The sequence below is a fragment of the Nonomuraea solani genome, assembly GCF_900108335.1.
Lineage (GTDB): Bacteria > Actinomycetota > Actinomycetes > Streptosporangiales > Streptosporangiaceae > Nonomuraea > Nonomuraea solani.
Genome location: NZ_FNVT01000003.1, coordinates 524,236 through 546,287 on the forward strand (window position 1 = coordinate 524,236; position 22,052 = coordinate 546,287).

17 protein-coding genes and 1 tRNA gene are annotated in these 22,052 nt (G+C 64.3%); 6 read left to right on the forward strand and 12 right to left on the reverse strand.

The window, feature by feature from the left end; all coding sequences use genetic code 11:
* Positions 1 to 20 precede the first annotated feature (20 nt).
* Entirely contained in the window at positions 21 to 1,082 is a 1,062-nt protein-coding gene (locus tag C4V41_RS13545; protein WP_103956168.1) for a cellulose binding domain-containing protein, read from the forward strand.
* Here the strand turns inward: C4V41_RS13545 and C4V41_RS13550 are convergent.
* The 5 genes from C4V41_RS13550 to C4V41_RS13570 all read right to left on the reverse strand — a co-directional run bounded on the left by C4V41_RS13550 (position 1,066) and on the right by C4V41_RS13570 (position 3,691).
* Positions 1,066 to 1,563, reverse strand: a complete 498-nt coding sequence (locus C4V41_RS13550; RefSeq protein WP_235030102.1) for a YbaK/prolyl-tRNA synthetase associated domain-containing protein — start codon at positions 1,561 to 1,563, stop codon at positions 1,066 to 1,068. The genes C4V41_RS13545 and C4V41_RS13550 overlap by 17 nt on opposite strands.
* The gene (locus C4V41_RS13555) at positions 1,553 to 1,855 is read right to left on the reverse strand and encodes an ArsR/SmtB family transcription factor (RefSeq protein ID WP_103956169.1); all 303 of its coding nucleotides are present in this window, start codon (positions 1,853 to 1,855) and stop codon (positions 1,553 to 1,555) included. Before C4V41_RS13555 ends, C4V41_RS13550 begins: the two co-directional genes overlap by 11 nt.
* A 70-nt stretch (positions 1,856 to 1,925) precedes the next feature.
* Positions 1,926 to 2,594: an AIM24 family protein gene (locus C4V41_RS13560; protein WP_200823948.1), complete on the reverse strand. Its 669-nt coding sequence runs from the start codon at positions 2,592 to 2,594 to the stop codon at positions 1,926 to 1,928.
* A 26-nt stretch (positions 2,595 to 2,620) separates the two neighbouring features.
* A complete protein-coding gene (locus C4V41_RS62890; protein WP_200823949.1) occupies positions 2,621 to 2,947 on the reverse strand; it encodes a tetratricopeptide repeat protein in 327 nt (108 codons plus the stop codon).
* A 357-nt stretch (positions 2,948 to 3,304) separates the two neighbouring features.
* A complete protein-coding gene (locus tag C4V41_RS13570) occupies positions 3,305 to 3,691 on the reverse strand; it encodes a response regulator transcription factor (protein WP_103956170.1) in 387 nt (128 codons plus the stop codon).
* A 116-nt stretch (positions 3,692 to 3,807) separates the two neighbouring features.
* Between C4V41_RS13570 and C4V41_RS13575 the strand changes: the two genes are divergently transcribed.
* Both C4V41_RS13575 and C4V41_RS13580 read left to right on the forward strand, forming a co-directional pair.
* A tRNA-Arg gene (locus tag C4V41_RS13575) sits at positions 3,808 to 3,879 on the forward strand.
* Between the two features lie 332 nt (positions 3,880 to 4,211).
* Positions 4,212 to 5,783, forward strand: a complete 1,572-nt coding sequence (locus tag C4V41_RS13580; RefSeq protein ID WP_103956554.1) for a GmrSD restriction endonuclease domain-containing protein — start codon at positions 4,212 to 4,214, stop codon at positions 5,781 to 5,783.
* 604 nt (positions 5,784 to 6,387) lie between these two features.
* On the opposite strand, the gene C4V41_RS13585 is transcribed toward C4V41_RS13580, so the two are convergent.
* A complete protein-coding gene (locus tag C4V41_RS13585) occupies positions 6,388 to 6,750 on the reverse strand; it encodes a hypothetical protein (protein ID WP_103956171.1) in 363 nt (120 codons plus the stop codon).
* Between the two features lie 645 nt (positions 6,751 to 7,395).
* Here C4V41_RS13585 and C4V41_RS13590 point away from each other — a divergent pair.
* Complete coding sequence (locus C4V41_RS13590) at positions 7,396 to 8,490, forward strand: XRE family transcriptional regulator (RefSeq protein WP_200823950.1); 1,095 nt, start codon at positions 7,396 to 7,398, stop codon at positions 8,488 to 8,490.
* A gap of 210 nt (positions 8,491 to 8,700) precedes the next feature.
* On the opposite strand, the gene C4V41_RS13595 is transcribed toward C4V41_RS13590, so the two are convergent.
* The 4 genes from C4V41_RS13595 to C4V41_RS13610 form a co-directional block, all read right to left on the reverse strand.
* Positions 8,701 to 9,513, reverse strand: a complete 813-nt coding sequence (locus tag C4V41_RS13595; protein WP_103956173.1) for an alpha/beta hydrolase — start codon at positions 9,511 to 9,513, stop codon at positions 8,701 to 8,703.
* 105 nt (positions 9,514 to 9,618) lie between these two features.
* Entirely contained in the window at positions 9,619 to 11,121 is a 1,503-nt protein-coding gene (locus tag C4V41_RS13600) for an ISL3 family transposase (RefSeq protein WP_235030103.1), read from the reverse strand.
* A gap of 138 nt (positions 11,122 to 11,259) precedes the next feature.
* A complete protein-coding gene (locus tag C4V41_RS62895; protein ID WP_200823951.1) occupies positions 11,260 to 11,535 on the reverse strand; it encodes a hypothetical protein in 276 nt (91 codons plus the stop codon).
* A gap of 616 nt (positions 11,536 to 12,151) precedes the next feature.
* Positions 12,152 to 15,028 carry an AfsR/SARP family transcriptional regulator gene (locus tag C4V41_RS13610; RefSeq protein WP_160150265.1) on the reverse strand — a complete coding sequence of 959 codons (2,877 nt, stop codon included), beginning with the start codon at positions 15,026 to 15,028 and terminating at the stop codon, positions 12,152 to 12,154.
* A 97-nt stretch (positions 15,029 to 15,125) separates the two neighbouring features.
* On the opposite strand from C4V41_RS13610, the gene C4V41_RS13615 reads away from it, so the two are divergent.
* Both C4V41_RS13615 and C4V41_RS13620 read left to right on the forward strand, forming a co-directional pair.
* On the forward strand, positions 15,126 to 16,325 hold the full coding sequence (locus tag C4V41_RS13615; protein WP_160150266.1) for a hypothetical protein: 1,200 nt from the start codon (positions 15,126 to 15,128) through the stop codon (positions 16,323 to 16,325).
* A gap of 384 nt (positions 16,326 to 16,709) precedes the next feature.
* Positions 16,710 to 19,490, forward strand: a complete 2,781-nt coding sequence (locus tag C4V41_RS13620) for an AfsR/SARP family transcriptional regulator (protein WP_160150267.1) — start codon at positions 16,710 to 16,712, stop codon at positions 19,488 to 19,490.
* A gap of 3 nt (positions 19,491 to 19,493) precedes the next feature.
* Here C4V41_RS13620 and C4V41_RS13625 read toward each other — a convergent pair whose 3' ends face one another.
* On the reverse strand, positions 19,494 to 20,696 hold the full coding sequence (locus C4V41_RS13625) for an MFS transporter (RefSeq protein WP_103956178.1): 1,203 nt from the start codon (positions 20,694 to 20,696) through the stop codon (positions 19,494 to 19,496).
* Positions 20,693 to 21,898, reverse strand: a complete 1,206-nt coding sequence (locus C4V41_RS13630) for an ATP-grasp domain-containing protein (RefSeq protein WP_200823952.1) — start codon at positions 21,896 to 21,898, stop codon at positions 20,693 to 20,695. The genes C4V41_RS13625 and C4V41_RS13630 overlap by 4 nt, the downstream gene beginning before the upstream one ends.
* Between the last annotated feature and the right edge of the window lie 154 nt (positions 21,899 to 22,052).

Sequence of the window (22,052 nt, forward strand, 5' to 3'; positions counted from 1 at the left end):
TACGACGGGAGAGCAGACGAATGCGCAAGTCCGGCTCCAAGCCGGCGGCGGTGGTGCTGGCACTGGTCGTGGCGGTGTTATTCGCCTCCACGCTGTTCGCCACCACCACCTCGGCCACTGCCGCCGCCACCAGGATCATGCCCCTGGGCGACTCGATCACCGGATCCCCCGGCTGCTGGCGGGCCCTGCTGTGGAACCGCCTCCAGAGCACCGGCCACACGAACATCGACTTCGTCGGCACCCTGCCGACGCAGGGCTGCGGGGTCGCGCACGACGGCGACAACGAGGGCCACGGCGGCTACCTGGCCACCAACATCGCCAGCCAGAACCTGCTGACCGGCTGGCTCTCCGCCACCAAGCCCGACATCGTGCTGATGCACCTCGGCACCAACGACGTGTGGAGCAACATCGCACCGGCGACGATCCTCAGCGCGTTCACCACGCTGGTGAACCAGATGCGGGCCAGCAACCCCGGCATGAAGATCCTCGTCGCCAAGATCATCCCGATGGCCCCGTCCAACTGCGGTGACTGTGGCCAGCGCGCCGTCAACTTCAACAACGCCATACCCGCCTGGGCCGCCGCCACCACGACCGCGCAGTCGCCGATCACCGTGGTGGACCAGTGGGCGGGCTTCAACACTGGCAGCGACACCTACGACGGGGTGCACCCGAACGCCGCCGGTGACCAGAAGATGTCCGACAAGTGGTATCCGCCGCTGGTCAGCGCCCTGGGCGGCACCTCCACGCCCACCGCCACCACCACCATCACCCCGCCGCCTCCCGGGGGCTGCACGGCCACGTACAAGAACGGCGGTCAGTGGCAGGGCGGGTTCCAGGGTGAGGTCACCGTCAAGAACACCGGCTCGTCGCCGATGACCGCGTGGACGGTCGGGTGGACGTTCGCCAACGGGCAGCAGATCACTCAGATCTGGGGCGGCACGCTGAGCGCGAGCGGCTCGTCGGTGACGGTGCGGAACGCCGGCTGGAACGGCTCGCTGGCGCCCGGGGCGTCGACCACGTTCGGCTTCCTGGCCTCCTGGAACGGCACCAACACCGCTCCCACCCCTAGTTGCTCGCGGTGATGGCGGCCATTCTGGGGGCCGCCAGCCGTACGTAGTCGTCGGTGGCCAGTGCCACGGAGCGGTCGAGCCTGGCCGCGTTGAAGTACAGCTCGGGCTGGTCCAGCAGCGATGGATCGGCGACCAGCTCGAGCCTGGGGTCGTAGCTGAACGGCAGCACGGTCCCGCTCACGCTGCCGGCCAGCTCCTCGGCCTTGTCCTTGGCGGCGAAGGCGACGTATGTGCCTTCCAGCAGCTCCTTGACCGCCTGCAGGTCGAGCCGCGCGTCGCCGGGCACGACGGCCAGGACGTGGCGGGTCTGCTTCTTGCCTATCTTGACCATCACCACCAGACACTTGGCCGCCTGCCCGGGAGCGTGCCCGCGCAACGCACTGACCTCGTCGGTACGCCCTTCCGGCGCGTGCTCGATCAGCCGATAACGCGCTCCCGCGGCATCCATGTCGGCGATCAGACGCTCGTAGGCGGCGTGGTGCTCACCAGTCACTGCTCAACAACTCCTTCGCCGCCGCGATTCGTTCCTCGTCGCGCTGGTAGAACACCCACTGCTTGATCTTCCTGCCGCGGATCAGCCCCGCCTTGGCGAGCACTTTGAGGTGCTCGCCGCAGGTGGGCTGGCTCACGCCGAGCTTCTCGGCGATGAACAGCGAACAGACCCCGTCCTGTACGAGGTCACCGTCACGTTGCGGCGGGAAGTGCCGCTCGGGATCGCGCAGCCAGTCCAGGATCAGCAGCCGCTTGTCATTGCCCAATGCCTTGACCAGATCAACGTCCAGCACCAGCCCATTATGGCAATTAGCTAATTCCCTGTCTATTCCTTCGAATCAGGGACCACAGCCGGCCCCCCGATCACGACCGCTGCTGAACTACCGGCACACCCTCACTGGCCTGCACCAGGACGAACCCCTGCCCACTGAACGACAACTGCATGGCCTCCCCGCTCCCCCGCCCGATCAAGGCTCCTGCCTTCATCGTCCGATTGACCCCGACGTTCAGCCCCGTACTCCAGCACACGGCCGACTGCCCATCCGCGAACGTCGGCATGCGAGCCGCATCCAGCAGCACCGGCGTGCCGTGCGTGGTCACCGCCACCCACCCGGTCCCGGTGATCGTCGTGTTGAACAGCCCCCCGGCCGCCATCCCGGCGCCCTGCACCCGCTGAATGTCCCAGCCGAGCTGCGGCTGAAACGCCAGCAGGTTACGCCCGTTGACGGTGATCCCCTCGTTCTCCAGGTAGAACAGGTGGATGTCGTCGGCGTTGTCGGCCAGGTAGAGCAGCCCCTGGCCGCGTACGCGCATCAGGGACGCGCCCTCCCCCGTCATGGCCTTCTTGAACATCTTCCCGAGGCCACCCGAGCCCTCGTAGTTGAAGTCCATCTGCCCCTGGAAGGCGACCATCGACCCCTGCTTGGCCAGCACCTCATCGGGCAACTGGACGCGCAGCATCTTGCCGTTCTCGAGGGCGAAGGCCGGGGGCAGATGCTGGGGGTCAAGGTTGCCGAAAATCGAGCTACGCACGTTTCTCCCTAGGTTCGACCGTGGCACTACAGCCGTGTGCGGGCCTCCTGGATCGAGCGCATGACGCCCCCGGCGCCATCCTCCTCGGCGATCGCGGCCGCCTCATCAAGCACCGCCACCGCCTCATCCCGCCGCCCTTCGGCAAGGGCGATATAGGCCAGCCCTACCAGGTTAGCGGCCACGCCGGCCATGAAGCCGATCTCCCTGCGCAGCCGCACGGACTCCTCCAGCAGTTCCCGCGCTTCAGCCAGCCGCCCAGCGACATGCTCACCAATCCCCAGATGCCGCAGCACGTACGAAAGCGTCAGCCCATCCCCGGCCCGCTCCGCCAGACCCCGCGCCCGCTCGAACACCGGCCGCGCCGAATCCTGATCCCCCGCACTACCTGATGCCAAACCCCAACCCAGAACAGCCCTTCAGCTTCCCCCCATACATCCCCCAACCCCCGATAAAGCCCCACAGCCCGCTCAAACAGCCCAAGCTCCAACTCCAGCTCCAACTCCGGCTCATCAACCCGGTGCTGCCCCTCAAGAAACCGAGCATGAACGAGCCGCCCACGCGCCAGCACCAACTCGGCCTCAACCCGATCGAGCCCCAGCTCAGCCTCCGCCAGCCCACCGGGATCCCCACCGAACACCGCCCGCTCATAGGCATGCCGAGCCCGCTCAACCGCCCCCATCACCAGTCCCGCCGGATCAAACCCCGCTGCGTCAGTCCCGAGCCCCAGCAGCCAAATCCCGCACAACCTGGATCAACTCCGCCGGATCGAACGGCTTGGTCAGGTAGGCATCCACCCCGATCCCCCGCCCCCGCCGCTTGTCATCATCCTGCGCCCTGGCGGTGATCAGCACGACCTTGATATGGCTGGTCGCCTCCTCGGTACGCAACCTCTGCGCCGTAGCCCACCCATCCAGACACGGCATCATCACATCCAACGTGATCACGTCCGGCATGACGTCGAGCACCTGCTCAAGACAGTCCTGTCCATCGGTGGCGGTCGCGACCTCGAACCCCTCCAGGTTCAGGTTGACCGCAATCAGCTGCCGGATGACCTCGTCATCGTCCACGACCAGTACTTTGCCAAGAACCTCGCCCACGGGCGCAAAGCTAACCTGTAGCTAGCCGGTCACGTGCGGTTTTCGCCGGATGCGTTCGCGGAGCGTTATCTGGTGCCGAGTGCTCTCCGGATACTGGTAGCCTTAACACCTGTCGAGCCCCCTTAGCTCAGGGGATAGAGCACCGGCCTCCGGAGCCGGGTGCGTAGGTTCGAATCCTACAGGGGGCACTCGATCTTGAGCAGCGGTTCCGACCGCTGACCAGGGCTAACATCATACGAACGGGCGGGCCTCCAGTCTCACGGAGTCCCGCCCGTTCTCGTCGTAGCTCACTGGTTGTGGACCAGTTGTGGACCATGATCGAGCTTCCATCTGAGCCTCGAACGGCGAGACAGCTCCGTGTCCCCTCGCGTGCAGACCGCCTGCTGGCCGCGCTGCGGCTCTGCGGCCGGTCGCGGCCAGCGCAGCCTGCGCGCCGGAATGCCGAATTCCATCCCTGTTCGCCAAGTTCGTTCAGTACGATCTGACCATACGGGAACGAACTGTCACGATGGGGGAGCGCATGGACGGGCTGCCGATCCGAAGAGTGATCGAGCATGTTATCTCAGGGTCTCTTCGCATCCCCGCATTCCAGCGCGGCTTTGTGTGGGATGCGGAGCGCGTGGCATTCCTCATGGACAGCATCTACAAGGGATACCCATTTGGTGCCGCGATTCTATGGCGCACCAAAGAGCAGCTCAAGACGGAGAGGGCGCTAGGCCCTTTCACGTTGCCCGATCGTCAGCCTGAATACCCCATCGATTATGTTCTAGACGGACAGCAGCGCCTGACCTCAGTTTTCGGTGTCTTTCAGACGGAGATTCCGGCTGATGGTGACACTAGCTGGACAAATATCTATTTCGACATGGAAGCATCTGAGAACTTCCAGGACTCTCGGTTTGTAGCACTAGATCCACAAGAAGCCGACCTTGAGCGTTACTTCCCAATCGGAACCTTCTTCGACGTTCTAGGTTATCGCAATGCAACGAAGGGTCTAGATGCTCAGAAGGCAAGCCTAATAGACTCTGTTCAAGCCACGTTCAAAGAGGCGCAGATCCCAATCCAATATATTGAGACGGATAATCGAGCAAAGGTAGCAATCGTTTTTGAGAGGGTCAACCGGATGGGCGTCGAGCTAGACGTCTTCCAACTCCTTTCCGCATGGACATGGAGCGAGGATTTTGACCTCCAAAATAAGTTCACCGAACTGGCGGACGACCTTAAGCCCTTCGGGTTTGAATCGGTTGGAGACGACACTAACCTCCTACTGCGTTGCTGTGCGGCAGTCGTGAAGCATGATGTCTCTCCAGGTGCGCTGGTTAGCATGGACGGCTCCGAAGTTCGAGATCGGTTCTCGGAGGTTGAGAACGGAATCAAGGGCGCCATAGATTTTCTTCGCAACAACTTCAACGTAGAATCGCTCGATAATCTACCTTATTCGACTCTCATTGTTCCACTGTCGGTGTTTTTCGCTGTCGGTCAGGGTAAGAGCGTAAAGCTATCAACTTCGCAGCGAGAAACCCTAATCCGCTGGGTCTGGCGGGCATGCTTCTCGCGCCGGTTCAGTGCTGGAGTAATCAGGAATCTCAATCGTGACATCGAGGAAGCACAGAAGCTTCGCACTCTCGGCAAATCAGCTCTGGCGCAGATCAATGTGTCCATTGACGCTCCCTTCTTTAGTGAGCAGTTTAGTGTGCGTACGACGAACACTAAAACCTTTGTCATGCTCTTGGCGCACTCTCGGCCTTTGAGTTATGTATCTGGGCAACCTATATCCCTGGCAAGCGTCCTGCAGAATTACAATCGCAATGAGTTTCACCATCTCTATCCGCAGGCATTCCTGAAAAAACTAGAGTATGCTGCGCCAGAGATAAATAGGTTGGCAAACTTTGTGTTCATGTCATCTCAGGACAACAAAACGCTTGGCGGCGTGGCACCTAGTATCTATCGTGGGCGGATGGACTCGGTAGCCGTACCAAAGATCCTGGAGCGTTCACTTTGCCCTGCCAGTCTCTTCGATGATGATTTCGAAGCTTTTATAGAAGATCGGTCACAGATGTTGGTCGATGCCGCAAAGCGTCTTATTGGATCCTGAAGATCTTAGATCTGCCGCACGATCGCTGGGGCCGTGACGATCGCCGACTTCGGTCCTCGCTATAAGGACCATAAGGGCTGGGGCGATCGGCTGCCGCGGTCCTCCTGCGTCGGGCCTCGCCACCGGGCAGTTGGGCTGACCACAACGTGGTGCACCACCAGCACTCAGCGGCTAACGCCTGCCACCGCTGGCCCCGGAACCCTCTGTGTCAGGGAGGTCAGTCCGCCTGAAAAGGGGAACGTCGGCGGTTCGACCCCGCCCCTGGCCACAGCAACTGACCAGCCAAGACGCCCCGAACGGATTGTCGTTCGGGGCTTTTTGATCTTCCCTGACAGCAGCAGTGACAGCAACAGCCGGCGGTGAACCACCAGACCTGCACGGACCGGATCTGCGGGCGCCTGGCCAGGTCGTAGCCGGAATGCCTCATGACGGTGCTGCTCCCTTCGCCCGGTAGTCATGAGCAACCGCCGTCGTCCGCGCGTGAGGGAGATGGCTTCTTCCTTGAATTTCGGTGTGGGCCGACTATGACGCCTCGTCACGTACTTACCTCTTCCAGAATTCTGTCAGCTTATGTAGCCAACTATCCGGAACCTGTGGGGACACCTCAAAGTTCGTGCGTTGACTCGGATGAGGTGGTCTTCGACAGCAGTCTGTCGGCGTGTTCGGTATCTCTTAGAATAGACACAAAGTGCGTGACAACCTGGCCTCGGTCAAAGACCGTCCCGAGCAAGCACAGCAACCGCTCATACATCCAGGCGTCGCGCTTCCATAGTACCAAAGTCACGACGGCCATGACCGCAAGCAAAAGGCCACCCGCGATAAAAATAGCCATCGGCAACGAACCGCTGAGCATGAGCGTGACAACCAGGCCACCGGTGCCGAACTTCGCCGCGATTGCCTTCCCTGATGAGAGCTCCGTCCGAGCCGACTCTCCTTCAGCTGGCAGGCTCTCTCGTTGGGTCGCCATTCCAGTCCCTACCAACCCTGCGCCCAGATGGCGGCGTCTTCCGTAGGTTCGCCAACGCCGACCTGGGGTTCCGCAAGACCCAGCTCGTCTACTCGTGATCGCCCAAGGCCTCCTCTGTTCATAGAAACTGACCTCCAGTTAGATAGTTCTACGATTGTCGTCCAGTCTCGGTGCGCTCACCCGCCGATCGAATGCTTGTGCGAACAATTGGTAGGCGACACACCCGGCATTTACGTACTCTCCTTGGTCATCGCATACGTTGTTGCCGGTCAAGCTGTTACGGTCAGGTTCAGTGCACTGCCGCTCACACGAAGTGGCCAGGCCAGACTGGCGGACACATCACCGGACACATCTGCGAACGAGTCGTTCTCTGTTCCTTTCGCCCTGTGTATTGGTGGATAATGTGGAAGCCGCAAGCCTGGGGTGCTTATGATCCAACATCCTCCAACCAACAGGAAGTTTGTTGCTGCTCGCATCGCACGAGGCTGGCACACTCAGGAAGACTTCGCCGAGGCCTATGAGGCTAAGGCCCACGGCATGTGCGAGCAGGCCCGAATCTCGGTCCGACAGGTCCGCAGGTGGGAATCGGGTGTCACCACATGGCCCAATCGTGACGCTCGTCGAGTCCTCCAGGCTCTATTTAAGTTGTCACTGGAAGATCTTGGATTTGTTCGGCCAATGCGCTCTAGTAACCAGGGAGAGGATCCCCCTACTCTCCTGGAGGACGCCGTTCGTCGGCGCGCCTTCCTAAGCGGCGTTCTGGCGGGTTCAGTCCCGCTATTCGACCTGGAAGCGCTCGAGCATCTGACTGCCGTTGCCCAGAACGCCCGCCACTACTGCGATCACGAACTCGTCAATCATTTACGTGGCGCACTGGACCAAGCTGCTCATGCGGACGGCCGATTAGGCCCTCACCAGGCTCTTCCCGCGACACTCGGAATTTTGGCCGTAATCAACCACGCTGCCCGCGCTGCTCGAACCGAAATCCGCCGCGACCTGCTCATCCTCGGTTCCCGCGGCGCAGAATTTGCGGCTTGGCTTCATAAGGACGGTGGCGCCCCCGCCCGTGACACCGCCTATTGGCATCAACAGTCAAAGGAGTGGGCTACTTTTACCGGTGATGGTGCAATGTACGCCTACGTCCTGCTGCGGCAGGCCCAAGCTACCGATCGCACCGACCCCGTTCGGATGCTCGACCTGGCTCGCGCTGCCACCAGGGGACCGTGGGTTTTACCACCTCGCTCGCGCGCCGAAGCTTTCCAGCAAGAAGCTCGGGCACTTGCGATGACCGGCGCCCCGGTCGGCGAGGTCTACCATATTCTTGACTGTGCACGCGCCGCCCTCGACCACGCCACCCCGGTAACCGGGCCTGTCACTTGTAGCGGACCACTCGGCGACAGCTATACCCCCGAACGCTTGATGGTCCAGACCGCAATCTGTTACCGCGAAGTCGGACAATTTGAACGAGCAGTAAGCTTGTTCCAGGAGCACCTTGCCTCCGGCAATTTTGCCGATAGGGACCGCGCATTCTTCACCGCTCACCTCGCTGGTGCTCTCGCTGCCGCTGGCGAACCGGACGAAGCGGCTACTGCCGCTCTTCAAGTCCTCGATCTTGCGGCTGTTGCCAACTTTGGGCAGGCCCTCGCTGAATTACGCCGTGCCACTGTACATCTGCAACCACACATCAACCGACCCACAGTCCAGGAGCTTTGCCAGCGCCTTGCCATCCTCGGTGATTGATTCCATCTGGGCTGGGAGGCAGACAGGGAACGGGTGTAGATCATCGGTCTACACCCTTACTAATGAGAAACTCGATTACTGGACCGAAGAAACGACATCACCGCAGTTCGGCGCGTTGAAATTGTCCGGTGAAATAGTTTCCCTCCAGTAGCCGTTGAAATCGCTCATCGGGTAGCCACACAAAAGTACGCAATTGTTGACGGCCTAGCTCTAATCGATGACGAACCTACCGACTAGCTCGATGACCTCACGCTGCCATATTTTCGTTTGCGGGTCCCGGTACTCCGGATCCTCGTGGACAGCGAAACCGTGCTGGGCGCCATCGATCTCCACGAGTGCTGTGCTGCCGCCAAACAACGGACGGAATCGGCGGGAGAGCTCAACAGATACAAAGGTGTCTGCGGTCCCATGCACTATCAGAGTAGGAACCTGAACCGCAGCCAGAACCGCCGGGAGGTCCCACAGCAGCACCTCGTTCAACAGAGCCCGCCCAAGTTCGAACGAGGACCGCTCGGTAAATCCCTGATCGTCCAATTTCTGCGCCATCTCGGATGACAGATAATCGTTGACCCATCCCACGCGAGAAGTGGTGTACCTCTCGCGATAGTCCAGTCGCGGATTCAATAGCACCAATTTTGATACGTCGTGGGGGCGATGTCCGGCGAACAGTGCGCAGGCGCCCCCAGAAAACGATGCCGAGATTACGTGTACCGGACCATCCCAGCCGGTCTGGCTACGAAGGTGATCGCATGCTGCCTGAACGTCATTGACTACGGATGCAATTGTCAGTTCCGATTCTCGGCCCCCACTCGCGCCGTGCGCCCGGAGGTCAAAGCGGAGATTGGGCACTCCAGCCGCAGCAAGACCGGCCGCCATGCGCGTGAAAAAGCCGCCCTCGTCACGAGTAACCCCTGAGCCATGAACCAAGACGCCAACCCCATTCAGCGTGGTTCCTTCTGCGGCGATCGTGCCAAACAAAGCCGTGCCATCAAGTGACCTGAACGCTGTCTCGTTATCCGCCATGTGTCAACTCTAGTACAGCAGACGCCATTCGTAGCCGAGTTGGGTGTATGTGAGGGACTGTACGGTTTTCGGCTCTGGCCCACTTTCGGTGGTGACGGTACGTGGCTAGCCGAGCAGGATGCGGTGGCGAAGGAGAACGAACCCGGCGCGGCCGTACATCTGCCGTTTGAGGAGCTTGGTCTTGGTGTTGACGCCTTCGGTACCGCCGTTGTGGAACGGCAGGCTGAGCGCGGCGTCCACGGCGGCGCGGTCGTTGGCCAGGCCGCGGGTAAAGGCATGCACGTGCGGCAGGTCGACTTGTCGTGCGAGCTCTATCCAGACGGCCAGCAGCCGGTCGTTACCGTCCTTCGGGTCGAGGAGGGCGGCGAAGTCCCGGATGAGGCCGCTCAGCATGGTCATCTCACCGCAGGCGCCGATGGCGGCATCGAGCCGTTCCCGCTGGGCGTCGGTCAGTGTGCCTGGTTCACTGAGGAGCAGGCCTGCCAGTCGCTTCGGCGAGATCGCGAGCTGGTCGCACTCGACTCTGCCTTGGTTGATGTACCGGTACAGCAGGTTCTGGCTGCCGGTATAGCCGAGCTCCTTGATCTCGGCGAGCAACTGCTGAACCGAGACGGCGGGCTCTTCGGCGCGGCGGCGGCGCAGGTGATCACGGAACGGGTCGACGAGCGTAGGCCGGTACTTCGGGACCCGGACGAGCCGCTCGGGCTCAGCGATGCGGGCATACCGCTTGACGGTGTTCAACGCCAGACCGAGACGGCGGGCACATTCCAGCAGCCCAACGCCCTGGTCGAGCAGAGCATGGACCTGCCGCCACCGATCGCGAGTGGTGGCGGCCCGCACCCCCTCTCTTGGCGGCGGGCCGCTCTTGCCCCAGCAGACCGAGTGCGCGGCGACCTCCTTCACCACGGCTTCAGCCAGGTTGTGCCAGATATGCCAGCGATCACCGACCTGCACCGCTTCAGGCAGAGCGCGACGGATCGCCTCGGCGTAAGCGCCGCTGCTGTCCCGGCACACCACCCGCACGCCGGGATGGGCGCGCAGCCACGCCTCCAAGGTGTCGGCCTGACGGTCGGCGAGCACATCGAGCCGCTCCCGCGTCACCGCGTTGATGATCACCGTGGCGTAGCGGTGCCGCTTACGGAGCGCGAAGTCATCCACCCCGATCACCTCCGGCGTTGGACGGACTGGCAGTGGCAGGCGTAGCAAAGACCGGATCGCGCTCTGCCGCGAGATCCCGACTCCCAGCACGTCCAGCAACCGAGACCCCGCCCGCCCGGCCAACTCCCGCACCACCGCCCCCACCTGCGCGCTCAAGGCGATCGTGCGGCGCTGATACGGCTCGGCCAAACCGGGCAACGGCTCCCGGAACGTCTGCCGCTCACACCCGACCGTCGCGCACCTCAACCGCCGAAACCGCAGTCGCACGAGCACTCGCTGCCCGCCCAACGGCAGGTCCGCCAGCTGCCGATCCACATAGCCATGCACCCGTCCGGCTGCCCCGCAGCCGGGACACGCCACCGGCGCCCCCTCGGACGTGACATGCACAACGATCGCCCCGGCCCCGGGCCGGACGCTGCCGACGACCAAGCCGGCCAATTGCGGGAACACCAGCTCCGCAAGATCCTTTACGTCACACCGGCGTCACGCTGACACAGCACGGCGAGATAGCCATGTACCGACACGAGCTATCACGTTCCGTCACCACCGAAAGTGGGCCAGAGCCGAAAACTGGACACACCCGGCGCTTTACCCATGATGGAGTTCATGCGCGGGGATGCGGATACCTGTGGTGACGACCTGGATCGCGGCGTCGGTCAGCACGGCGTCGAAGGCCGCGGTGAACTTGGCGTCGCGGTCGCGGATGAGGAACTTAGCGCAGGCGCCCACCTCGTTCAGGTCCATGAGGTTGCGGCCGAGTTGGGTGACCCATTGGGCGGTGGGGTGGGCGCTGGTGCCAAGGATGCGGATGCGGCGGGTGGCATGCTCGATGACGGCGAAGACGTAGAGTCGCGCCCCGGTCAAGGTGCGGACCTCGAAGAAGTCACATGCCAAGAGTGCGTCGGCTTGGTCGCGCAGAAGTCGGCCCAGCCGGTGTGGGTGCGTTGCGGGGACGGAGCGATACCGTGCTCTTTCAAGATCTCCCAAACGGTGGAGGCGGCGATCCTGATACCGAGTGCGGCCAGTTCGCCGTGGATCCGCCGATAGCCCCAGGAAGGGTTCTCCCGTGCGAGCCTGAAAGCAGTGGTCGGTCCTCCGGAGTGAATCTGGGTTTGGGCACCTGCCGCTGTAGAACCGTCAGCTGATGCCGGAGCGCCAGGATCTCGACCTCCTTGTCACGATCGGCCATCGGTAGGAGCCGCATGAACGAGAAGGTGTTCGTGACGGCGAGGTAGGCCAGGCGCAGCAGCACGATAGATCATCATGCCGATTCCGGTGTGGCCCCGCGACCTCCAGGCGCGAACTGCATGATCACCCGACAGCGCCGCGACCTGCACGGATGAATTCTCGGCACCCGCAAGGCCAGAGCGGTGGAGCTGCCGCCAGCACCAGCCCGGCAACCTTCACCCCGAAAGCCTAACGAGTCGCTCGTCCGGCCACGCCGCATCCGCCCTCTCACGCCTCGCGGTCCTCGCGGTCCTCAGCCGAGGTTTTCAAGCGCGGCGGCGGCGCGGCCGCGCTCGTCCTCGTCGCCGGTCTCGGCGGCGATCGCCAGCGCCAGCCGGTGCCGCTGCGCCGCCTCGCCGTCACGGCCCATGGTGCGCAACGCCTCACCGATCGCGTTGAGGACACTCGCCTCACCGTACCTGTGCTTGGTCGCCTGGAAGATCGCGAGCGCCTGCTCCAGGTGCCACAGGGACTCGTCGAATTTCGCCTGACGGCACAGGGCGGTGCCGAGGTTGCTCAGCGCGGTCGCCTCCCCGTCACGGTGCTCGATCTCGCGGAACAGGCTCAGCGCCTCGCGCAGTTTCGCGACGGCGAGCGCGTCCTCGCCCAGCGAGCTGTAGATCTGGCCGAGGTTGGACAGGGCGATGGCCTGCCCGGCACGCTCACCGAGCGCGGCGAAGATGTCGTGCGCGGCCAGGAAGTGCCGCGCCGCCTCGGTGTGCTCGCCGATCGACTCCTCGAGGTTGCCCAGGTTGGTCAGCGCCGCCGCCTGGCCGAAGGGGTCGTCGATCTCGCGGTAGAGCGCGATGGCCTCGCTGTGCCGGGCGGCCGAGGAGGCGAACTCGCCGAGACGTTCCTCGATGATGCCCAGATTGGACAGCGAGCGGGCCTGGCCGTGGCGGTTGCCGATGCGGCGGCACAGCTCCAGCGCCTCGCTCAGTTCCTCGACGGCCGGAGCGTACCGGCCGAGCAGCCGCAGGATGACCCCGGCGTTGGTCCGCAGATGCGCCTCGCCCTCCGAGTCTCCCATCCCCCGCGCGGCGTCGACGGCGCACTCGTAGATCGACAGGGCCTCGGTGCCGTGCCCCGCCTCCAGGTAGCGGTGCAACGCGGCGGCGAGGGTGACCGCCCGCTCCGGCCGTCCCTGCCTGACCGCGAACTGGCAGATCGTGCCGAACGACGCCAGCTCGCCGTCCAGCCACGACAGTGCCGCGCCCGGCGTGAGGGTGACGCCGCCGGGCTTGAGGGCGAGCCCGGCGTGCCGCCAGCTCCCGCTCCACCCGGGGTAGAGGGTGCCGCTCGCCTCGACAGCGGTCCCGCAGTAGTGCTCCAGCAGCCTGTCCACGGCCGCCTGCCGCTCGGCCTCGCCGTCCATGGCAAGGCTCATCTCGGCGGCGTACGCACGCAGAAGGTCGTGAAACCCGTAGCGCCCCAAGGCATCGCATCGCAGCAGGTGCGCCGAGGCGAGCCGGTGCAGGAGCCGGGCCGCGCCGATCTCGTCGACGTCCGACAGCGCCGCCACGCAGGCCGGCGTGGAGTGCGGCGCCGGGTTCAGGCTCAGCAACCGGAACAGGCGCTGCGCCTCGGCGTCGAGCAGCCGGTACGAACAGCCGAAAACGTGCCGGATCGCCGCCCCGCCGCCCCAGTCGAGCAGCTCCAGCGGTCCGGCCCGGCGCAGCCGCGTCACCACGCCGGCCAGCGGCAGGTGCGCCTGCGCCCCGGCGTACTCGGCGGCCAGGCGCAGCGCCAGCGGCAGACGGGCGCAGATGGTGGCAAGCGAGTCGACGCTGCCGGGATCGGTGCCCGCCCGCTCGTCCAGCAGCCGGCGCAGCAGGTGGACGGCGTCGGTGCGGGGCAGCAGGTCCAGTTCGACGCGGTGCGCGCCGTGCAGGGCGACCAGGGTGGCCAGCCTGTCGCGGCTGGTGATCACCATGAGGGTGTCGTGCGTGCCGGGCAGCAGCGGCCGTACCTGCTCGGCCGAGGCCGCGTTGTCGAGCAGCACAAGCAGTCTGCGGCCGTCGGTCTCGGTGCGCCAGCGCGCGGCCCGCGACTGGGTGTCGGCAGGAATGTCCTGATCGGACACGCCGACGGCGGTCAGCAGGCGGCCCAGCGCCTCGTGCGGGGGCAGCGCGTGTTCGGCGTCGTCGCCGCGCAGGTCGAGGTGGATGCGCCCGTCGGGGAACAGCTCGCGGTTGCGGTGACCCCAGTGGACGGCGAGCGCCGTCTTGCCCACGCCCGCGGTGCCGCAGATGACCGCGATCCCCGGTGGGCGGCGGGCGTTCGCGGCGTCGAGCAGGGCCAGCTCGCCGGCGCGGCCGGTGAAGTCCGGCACCGGCGCCGGGAGCTGCCGCGGAATCCTTGGCACACCACGGCTTTCCTGCTCTTCAAGCAGGTGCCGGTGCGCCCGTTCGAGCTCCTCGCTCGGCTCCACGCCCAGCTCCTCGGCCAGTACGAGGCGGGTGGCCTCGTACCGCTCGAAGGCGATCGTCCGCTGGCCCGTCGCCTGGTACGCGCGGATCAGCCGGGCCTGCACCGCCTCGTCGAGCGGGTTCGCCGCGCCCTGCGCCGCCAGCGCGGCGATGATCTCGGCGGCGTGGCCCGCCCGCAGCATCAGGTCCCAGTAGGACAACTGCGCGCGGCGGCGCTCGGCCTTGAGGCCCCACACCTTAGGGTGGTCTTCGAGCGCCGGCACGTCGCACAGGGGGTCGTCGTCCTCCCACAGCCGCAGCGCCTCGCGGAACAGCGCGGCCGCCCGCGCCGGGTCGCCGTCGCTTCCGGCCCGCTGCGCGGCTGCCATCGTACGCCGGAAGCGCAGCAGGTCGAGGGCGGCCTCCGGCAGGCGAAGCAGGTAGCCGTCGCCGACGGTGGAGAGCACACCGCCCTGGTCGCGCGGGCTGTGCCGCGGGTCGAGCAGGCGGCGCAGGTGTTTGGTGTGGGTGTGCAGCACGTTGACCGCGCTTGACGGCGGCCGTTCGCCCCACAGCGACTCGATCAGTTCCCGGCGGGTGGTCAGCCGCCCGGCGTTGAGCGCCAGGACCCCCAACATCAGGCGGCGGGCGGGCGGCCCGGCATCGACCTCGAGGTCATCGTGCCACACCCGCAGGCGGCCGAGCACCTGGATGACCAGCACCGCCACAGTGTAGCTGCGGTGTTCAGTAAACATCCAGAGCCTGTCCAGAGGCTGGTGTTTTTCTTCGCCCGACGTACTTCCACGAAGGGAGTAACGCGTGGCCAGATGGACAGCGGGGATCGCGAGCGTCGCTTTAGGGCTGTCAGCCCTGCTCGTGCCCACCGCCCCGGTGACGGCGGCACCGGACAGGCCCGCACCGGAACCCGCCGTCGCACAGGAGTGCGGCACCGACCTCAAACAGCACGCGGAGACGCTCGCCGCGACCGGGAAGTCCGGGACCGCCACCTGTATCCGTAAGCAGGCGAGGAAAGCCGACCGGGTCACGACCGGCGCCGGGGTCGCCGCCGACATCTGCGGCGGGAGCCCCACGCTGACCCGGACGGCCGCATGCGTGATCGAGGACGGCATCCTGCTCATCTTCACGGTGCCCAACGGGGCCGTCATCGGCTCGATACAGTTCACCGTCTCCAGCTTGACGACCCTCGACCACGGTTCGCTGCGCTGGAGCCAGTCGTGGCACTACCAGGCCAACTCCGTCGCCGGCCCGGCGATCCCGGCGGTGCTCGACTCCCTCGTCTACGCCGAGCCGGAATGCCTCGCCAGTTGCACGGTGTCCAGCAGCGGGCTGGTCGGCGGGTCCGCGCTTCCGGGCCGCGTCCACTCGACCACCACGTACTTCAACAGCCCGCTCAGCGGCTACAAGTGGGGTGCACACGGTGGGATGAGGTACTGGTTCGCCAACTCGGCATGGGTCAACCCGACGACAAACGCCTCGATCACGGCGCCGGCCGTGCATCGCTGCGACGACGCGCTGCCCGGTTACCCCTCGGGCTGCGTCTACGACTCGGTCCGCCCGGTGCACGACGTCCTGTCGTCACGCTATCCGTCGTATGCCCGCCACCTCCAGCTCGCCATCAACCATTTCAAAATGACGGACATCCTGACCAGGACCCAGAACGAGACCATCATCGACCGCAACTACAACACGGCCTGCCCACCGGGGCACCCCAAACCCACGGCTCCGGGAGTCTGGTCCTGTGACGAGTACCCCTACAAGTCCACCTACAACGGCGCGTACTCCCAGCCCTACGGCCGAAACATTGTGATCATCAACTGGAACACCGGGTCCGGGTTCAACTGCAACGCGTCCTGGCTGGATATCCGCAGCCCCACCGACTCCGGCGGCTACAGCGTCTGCATGATTCCCTTGGCGGAGAACACTCTCGGCGGATCCGACCTGGGCGCCTTCCACTACAACATCTCGATGCTCTCAACGTCGGCCGAGTTCGGTGCGTAGCGTGCGGGCGCGGCCACACTTTCCACGCTGGGCCTTTCAAGGGCGGGTAATGACGTTTACTCGATCATCATGTGGAGCCGTTCCGTGTAGAGGTTGATCTGTCGCAAGACACTCTTCCGCCGACGGTTCAACACCTATTTCTGGCCAACTGTGATACTCGAATTCGATCTATCCGGATCTCTTTCGTCGAAAAAACCTCAATGTCTGCCAAAGTTCGAAGCGTGTCGTGATGCCAGTACTACTAGATCTACGAAAGTAGTACCCCTATCATGGAAATATTGACAACAAAAGTGTTGCGTCAGGATAAAGTAAAAGACTGGGGGACGTTTGGAAGCCCGGATACTCGGGCCGCTGAGTATCAGCGACGGCCATCGAACGATTCCCGTGAACTCCGGCCGTCAGCGCGCGCTACTGGCCGCACTCTTGGCAAAACCGAACCAGCCTCTTTCGGTGGAACACCTGATCGAGGTCCTCTGGGGCAGATACCCTCCGGACAACGCCAGAGTGGCTCTGCGCACCTATGTGATGCGGCTGCGTCAAGCACTGGGCGACGAACTGGGCGGCAGGATCGTAACCCGGCCGCAGGGCTACCAGATCAGAGCCGAGGTGCATGAGGTAGACCTGCTGATGTTTCAACGGCACGCGATGAGCGCGAGGTCCGCCGTACGGGAGGGCGACTGGGGGGCGGCCGCAGGCGAGCTGCAGCGAGCGCTTGGGCTTTGGTCTGGCGAGCCATTCACCGAGGTGCCGTCCGCAAGCCTTCGGGAGCGCGAGCTGCCCCACCTCGAGCAGCTTTATCAGCGGACTCTGGAGCTGCATTACGAGGCCCAGCTCGCGCTCGGGCATCACGATGACATCGTGTTGGAGCTCGAGCGTGCTGTCGAGTCACATCCGTTCCGTGAGCGGTTCTGGGCTCAGTTGATGACGGCCCTCTACCGCAGTAGGCGTAAGGGTGACGCTCTCGCCGCCTTCCAGAGGATTCGCCGCGAGCTCATCAAGGAGCTGGGAAGCGAGCCGGGGCTCGAACTGCAGCAACTGCATCTGGCGATACTCAAGAACGACGAAACCCTGGTCGCGCCGCAAGTCAGTGAAGAACCAGAAGTCCGACAGCAGGCGATCGAGTCGCCCGCGATGGTACCCCGACAGCTGCCCGCAGCTCCATGTCACTTCACAGGACGAGTCGACGGGCTAAGAGTACTTAACCGAGCACTGAGTCAGACTCAGCGAGAGGACAGGACGGCTGCCTCCATCGTGGTGATCGGCGGCATCGGGGGCATCGGCAAGACTGCTTTGGCCGTGCACTGGGCACATCAAGTGGCAGATCTGTTCCCTGACGGCCAGCTCTTCCTCAACCTCCGAGGCTTCGAGACCTCGGACAATCCGATCGAGCCGGAGACCGCGCTCCGGTCCCTGCTCAACGCGCTCGGCGTTCCGGAAAGTCGATTCCCGGCACAGCTCGAGGCGCAGGCGGCCCTGTTCCGAAGTGTGCTCGCGGACAAACGGGTGCTGTTGATTCTCGACAACGTCAGGGACACCGAGCAGGTAATTCCCCTGATCCCCGCTTCGTCTGGCTGCCTGACCGTCATTTCCAGCCGCAACCAACTGACCGGTCTCCTGGTCAGTACCGGCGCTCAGTCGATCAGGTTGGGACCGTTGCGGATGGACGAGACGGCCAAGTTGATCGAGGATTTCGTCGGGGACGAGCGGGTCAAGGCTGAGCCCGAGGCGATATCCACGATGGTCGCGATGTCAGAGTGCATTCCGCTTGCGGCCAGCATCCTGGCCTCGATGACCCTCAGCCAGCCATCGTTGCGACTCGCGGACTTCGTAGAGATGTTCGAGGAGACGCTGAGCGCGCTGGACCGGTTGGAAACCGGCGACACCGCGACCAGCATGCGGTCCTTGCTCCACGGCTCCTACCGGCACCTGACTGACGATGGACGTAGGCTGTTGCGCTTCTTCGGCCTCCATCATGGAAATCAGGTGACCACTGCGGCGGCGGCCACTCTCGCCGGGATGTCCCTGGCGAACACGCACAAAGCTCTCACCCACCTCGCGAGAAACCACCTGGTGGAGAATGTGAGACCGGGGCAGTACTCGATGCACGACCTGGTACGCAGTTTCGCCGCGGAGGTCGTGAACCAGGAGGAGCTAGAGGCCGACCGACGGTTGGCCTCCAACCGTGTGCTGGATTACTACCTCCACAACATCCACAGAGCTGTGGGACTGCTCATGCCCACCCGCCGCCTCACCCCGCTGCCCACCCTGCAGCGCGGAGTGCTCACGGCCCATTTCCAAACGGTGGCCGAGGCTGGAGCTTGGTTCGAGGACAACCGGAGCTCGATCATCGCAGCACTTCTCAAGGCACAGGACGACGGCTTCCCCAACCACATGTGGCGGATCGTCGAGGGGCTCGCTCCCTTCCTGGAATGGCTCGGCCACTGGCACGACTGGTATCGGGTGGCCAAGAACACGGTCGATGTGACCTGTGCCCTTGGCGATCCGTACGCTGAGGGCATCGCGCGGCTGGAGTTCGGGAGTGCCGGCGACTTGCTGGATCCCACAGGCGAAGACGCCGAGCCAGAACTGGTCCGCGCGCTCGCCCTGTTCGAAGAGATCGGCGACATCAGCGGACAGGCCAGGACCCATCACCGTCTCAGCGTGTACAGCGGTAGACGTCACCGTAAGCACGAGTGCCGGCACCACGCCGAGCGGGCATTCGATCTGCACACCAAGGACGACAACCCGGGCGGGCAGGCCGAGGCGCGCAATGCGTTGGGTTGGTACTTCGCATCGTTCGGCGATTACGACACGGCTGTGTCGGCCTGCCGCGAGGCACTGACCCTCAATCGCGAATCCGGAAACCTGGCCGGCGAGGCCGACGTATGGGACAGCCTCGCCTACGCGTACCAGAGCAGCGGCGACCTTGATGCGGCTGAGGAATGCTATCGGCAGGTGATTCCCATGGACGAGCAACTTCCCCGGCTTAGGCACCGCTATAACAAGGCCGAGACCTTGAGCAGGTACGGCGACCTTAGACAAGAGCTTGGGGATACAGTCGGGGCGCTGCAACTCTGGCGCAAGGCCCAGGAACTCCTAGAAGAGCTCAACCACCCATTGCGCGATGCGGTTCATCAGAAGATCCATTCCATGCTCGGCCAGTGAACGTCACCTGTCCTTGCCGATGGCATACCAAGCGGGGACGAGGGCCAGCACGGAGATCGCGCCCATGATGATCCAGGCAGGCTTGCCGAGGGTGCTCCAAAGGACGACGCCGATAGCGGGGCCGACAGCGGTTCCGATACCGAACATCGCGTGGGTGGCACCCTGATAGCGCCCGCTGCTCTCAGGGGGGGCGGCGAGGGCGGGGTAGGCGAACATTGACGGCCCCTGGATGATCTCGGCGAGTGTCCAGAGCAGGGTGCCGATGACGAACACCGCCAGTCCGCCAGGCAGCGCGTATACGGCCATACCGGCGCCCAGCAAGAAGAAGCCGACTGTCACCACCCGTCGCATCCGCCACGTCTGGACGAGCTTGGTCATCAGCAGCTCGAAGCAGATCACAATCGCACCGTTGATCGCGAGCATGACTCCGTACCAGAAGGTGCTGAAGCCCGCCTCGCGGATGGCAAGAGGAAGAGTGCTCATGTACTGGATGTACACCGCCGAGTTGAGCATCACAGCGAACATGAAGGCCACGAAGCGGCGGTCACGCAGGACCACCAAGTACCCACCTGTGCGGCTGGCAGGGGTGGCAACTGATGCGACGGTTCCGCGCGGCAAGGCCACCAGGACGATCACGGCGTAACAGAGGGCGGCGGCCGCTTCGCCGTAGAACAGCAGCTCGTAGGAGACTGTTGCCAGTGCCGTTCCGAGCAGCGGAGCGGCGGTGGTGCCCAGGTTGAGCGCCAGCCGGTACATCGCGGTGATCATCACCTGCCGGTCGCCTGAGATCAGCGCGGCGATGTATGAGGAGGCTGCCGGCCGGTAGACCTGGCTGATCATCCCGACCAGAGCCACCGCCGCTAATATCCCCGCGTACCAGCGGATGTGCAGCACAGCGACGAGAAGTACGGCAGTTCCCAACATTCCCAAAACGATGGTCATCCGGGCGCCGATGCGGTCGGCCAGCGTGCCGCCGATCAGCACGCCCAGAACGGAGCCGGCACCGTAGACGCCTAGTGCTATCCCTGCTTGGACCCCTGTGAAACCACGGGTGGTCATGAAAAGGATGAGGAAGACCTGGACGAACGAACCCAGCTTGTTGACCAGAACACCGAAGAGAAGCGCCTTCACGGCGAACGGCGACTCGGTGAAGGTCGCGAGTACACCGACTTTCCCGGCGTGGGTCGCAGGGGGGTGGGTGGTCACCGGACCTCTGTCCTTTCTCTGATCTGCAGTGCTTTGGCCGCCTGGTCGAGGGCGGCCACGCACTCTTGCGCGGTCGGGGCGACCGCGGTGGCGTACGCGATCCGGCCCAGCAGCAGGCCGCGCGGTGGTGGGGAGACGGTGTCGCCGGGCATGACGACGGCGACTGCTCGGTCGATTTCGGCCGGCAGTGCCGCAGCGTCGAACTTCACGCTGTCGATAACGGTGTCGTCATGCTCGGGATAGAAGAACCGGATCGCCGCCACCAGGTCGCGTTGCGCCTCGAGCACTGGCTCCGTGCCGCTGGCCAGCGCGGCGATAGCCAGGCCAGGGTCGATCCCTGAGGCGGCCAGCCCAAGATAAGGGATCATGTCACCCCCGAGCCGGGCGTTCACCTCGATGACCTTCAGGATCGGGTCGAGTTTCAGCTCGGCGTGAGTCCAGCCGTGGGTGAAGCCGAGCGCAGTGTGGGTGTCCTGGAGCAAGCTGAGGAAAGTGGGGTCGCGCAGCAGCGGGTCATGGTTCGTGACCACATGGCCGGTTTCCTCGAAGTAGGGCGGGTAGCCGGTTTGTTTGCGACCGACGAACAGCGGTGTCACGCGCCCACCGACGACTACGGAGTCCACACTCACTTCGGGCCCGGCGAGATACTCCTCAACCAGGACTGACTGGTCGAACTCCGGCATATGGGCCACGGTTGCCTGGTCCGCGAAGGCGAAGGATTCGGCCATCTTCTCGGCAGAGCGCACCAGCGACACGCCATAACTGGCCGCTGCGGCCCGGGGCTTGACCACCACTGGATAGCCGATGTTCTCGGCTGCGGCCAAGGCCTCTTCGACGGTCCCGGCCAGAGCGAACTCCGGCTGTGCAAGCCCGGCCAGGGCCAGGGCGGAGCGGCCCTGGTATTTGTCGCGGCAGCGCCACACTGCCTCGGCAGGAGTATGTGGGAGGCCGAGGCTCTCGGCGACGCATGCTGCCTGGTGGACCCGGGATTCGTCCCAGCAGATCACGCCACTGACCGGCTCACGCGCATTCAGCTCGGCGGCCGCCACGGTGAGTGTGTCGGTGTCGGTCGCCGCGACGACGGTGCTGCCGACCAGGTAAGGATCTTCCCAAGTGGTCGGGGTCAGAGTGAACAGATGGATCCGGTAGCGGGTGCTGATGCTCGCCAGTAGGTACTCACGGTACTTCTGAAGGCCCGTCACGATAAGGATGAGCAGGGGCCGTTGTCCTTGGGCGTGAATGGTGACTCTCCAGGGGGCGATCGGCTGTTAAGTCAGTAATCATCCCGTGTCATCCGTATCGCGCAGGTATCGCCAGTGGTCGTCGGTAGCGGCTGGTCCTGCGGTCCAGGTGAAG

What these genes read in the sequence shown, in the direction of transcription:
- C4V41_RS13585 (WP_103956171.1), bottom strand. Translation starts at nt 6,750, where the DNA reads ATGGCGACCCAACGAGAGAGCCTGCCAGCTGAAGGAGAGTCGGCTCGG.
- C4V41_RS13580 (WP_103956554.1), top strand. Translation starts at nt 4,212, where the DNA reads ATGGACGGGCTGCCGATCCGAAGAGTGATCGAGCATGTTATCTCAGGG.
- C4V41_RS13545 (WP_103956168.1), top strand. Translation starts at nt 21, where the DNA reads ATGCGCAAGTCCGGCTCCAAGCCGGCGGCGGTGGTGCTGGCACTGGTC.
- C4V41_RS13595 (WP_103956173.1), bottom strand. Translation starts at nt 9,513, where the DNA reads ATGGCGGATAACGAGACAGCGTTCAGGTCACTTGATGGCACGGCTTTG.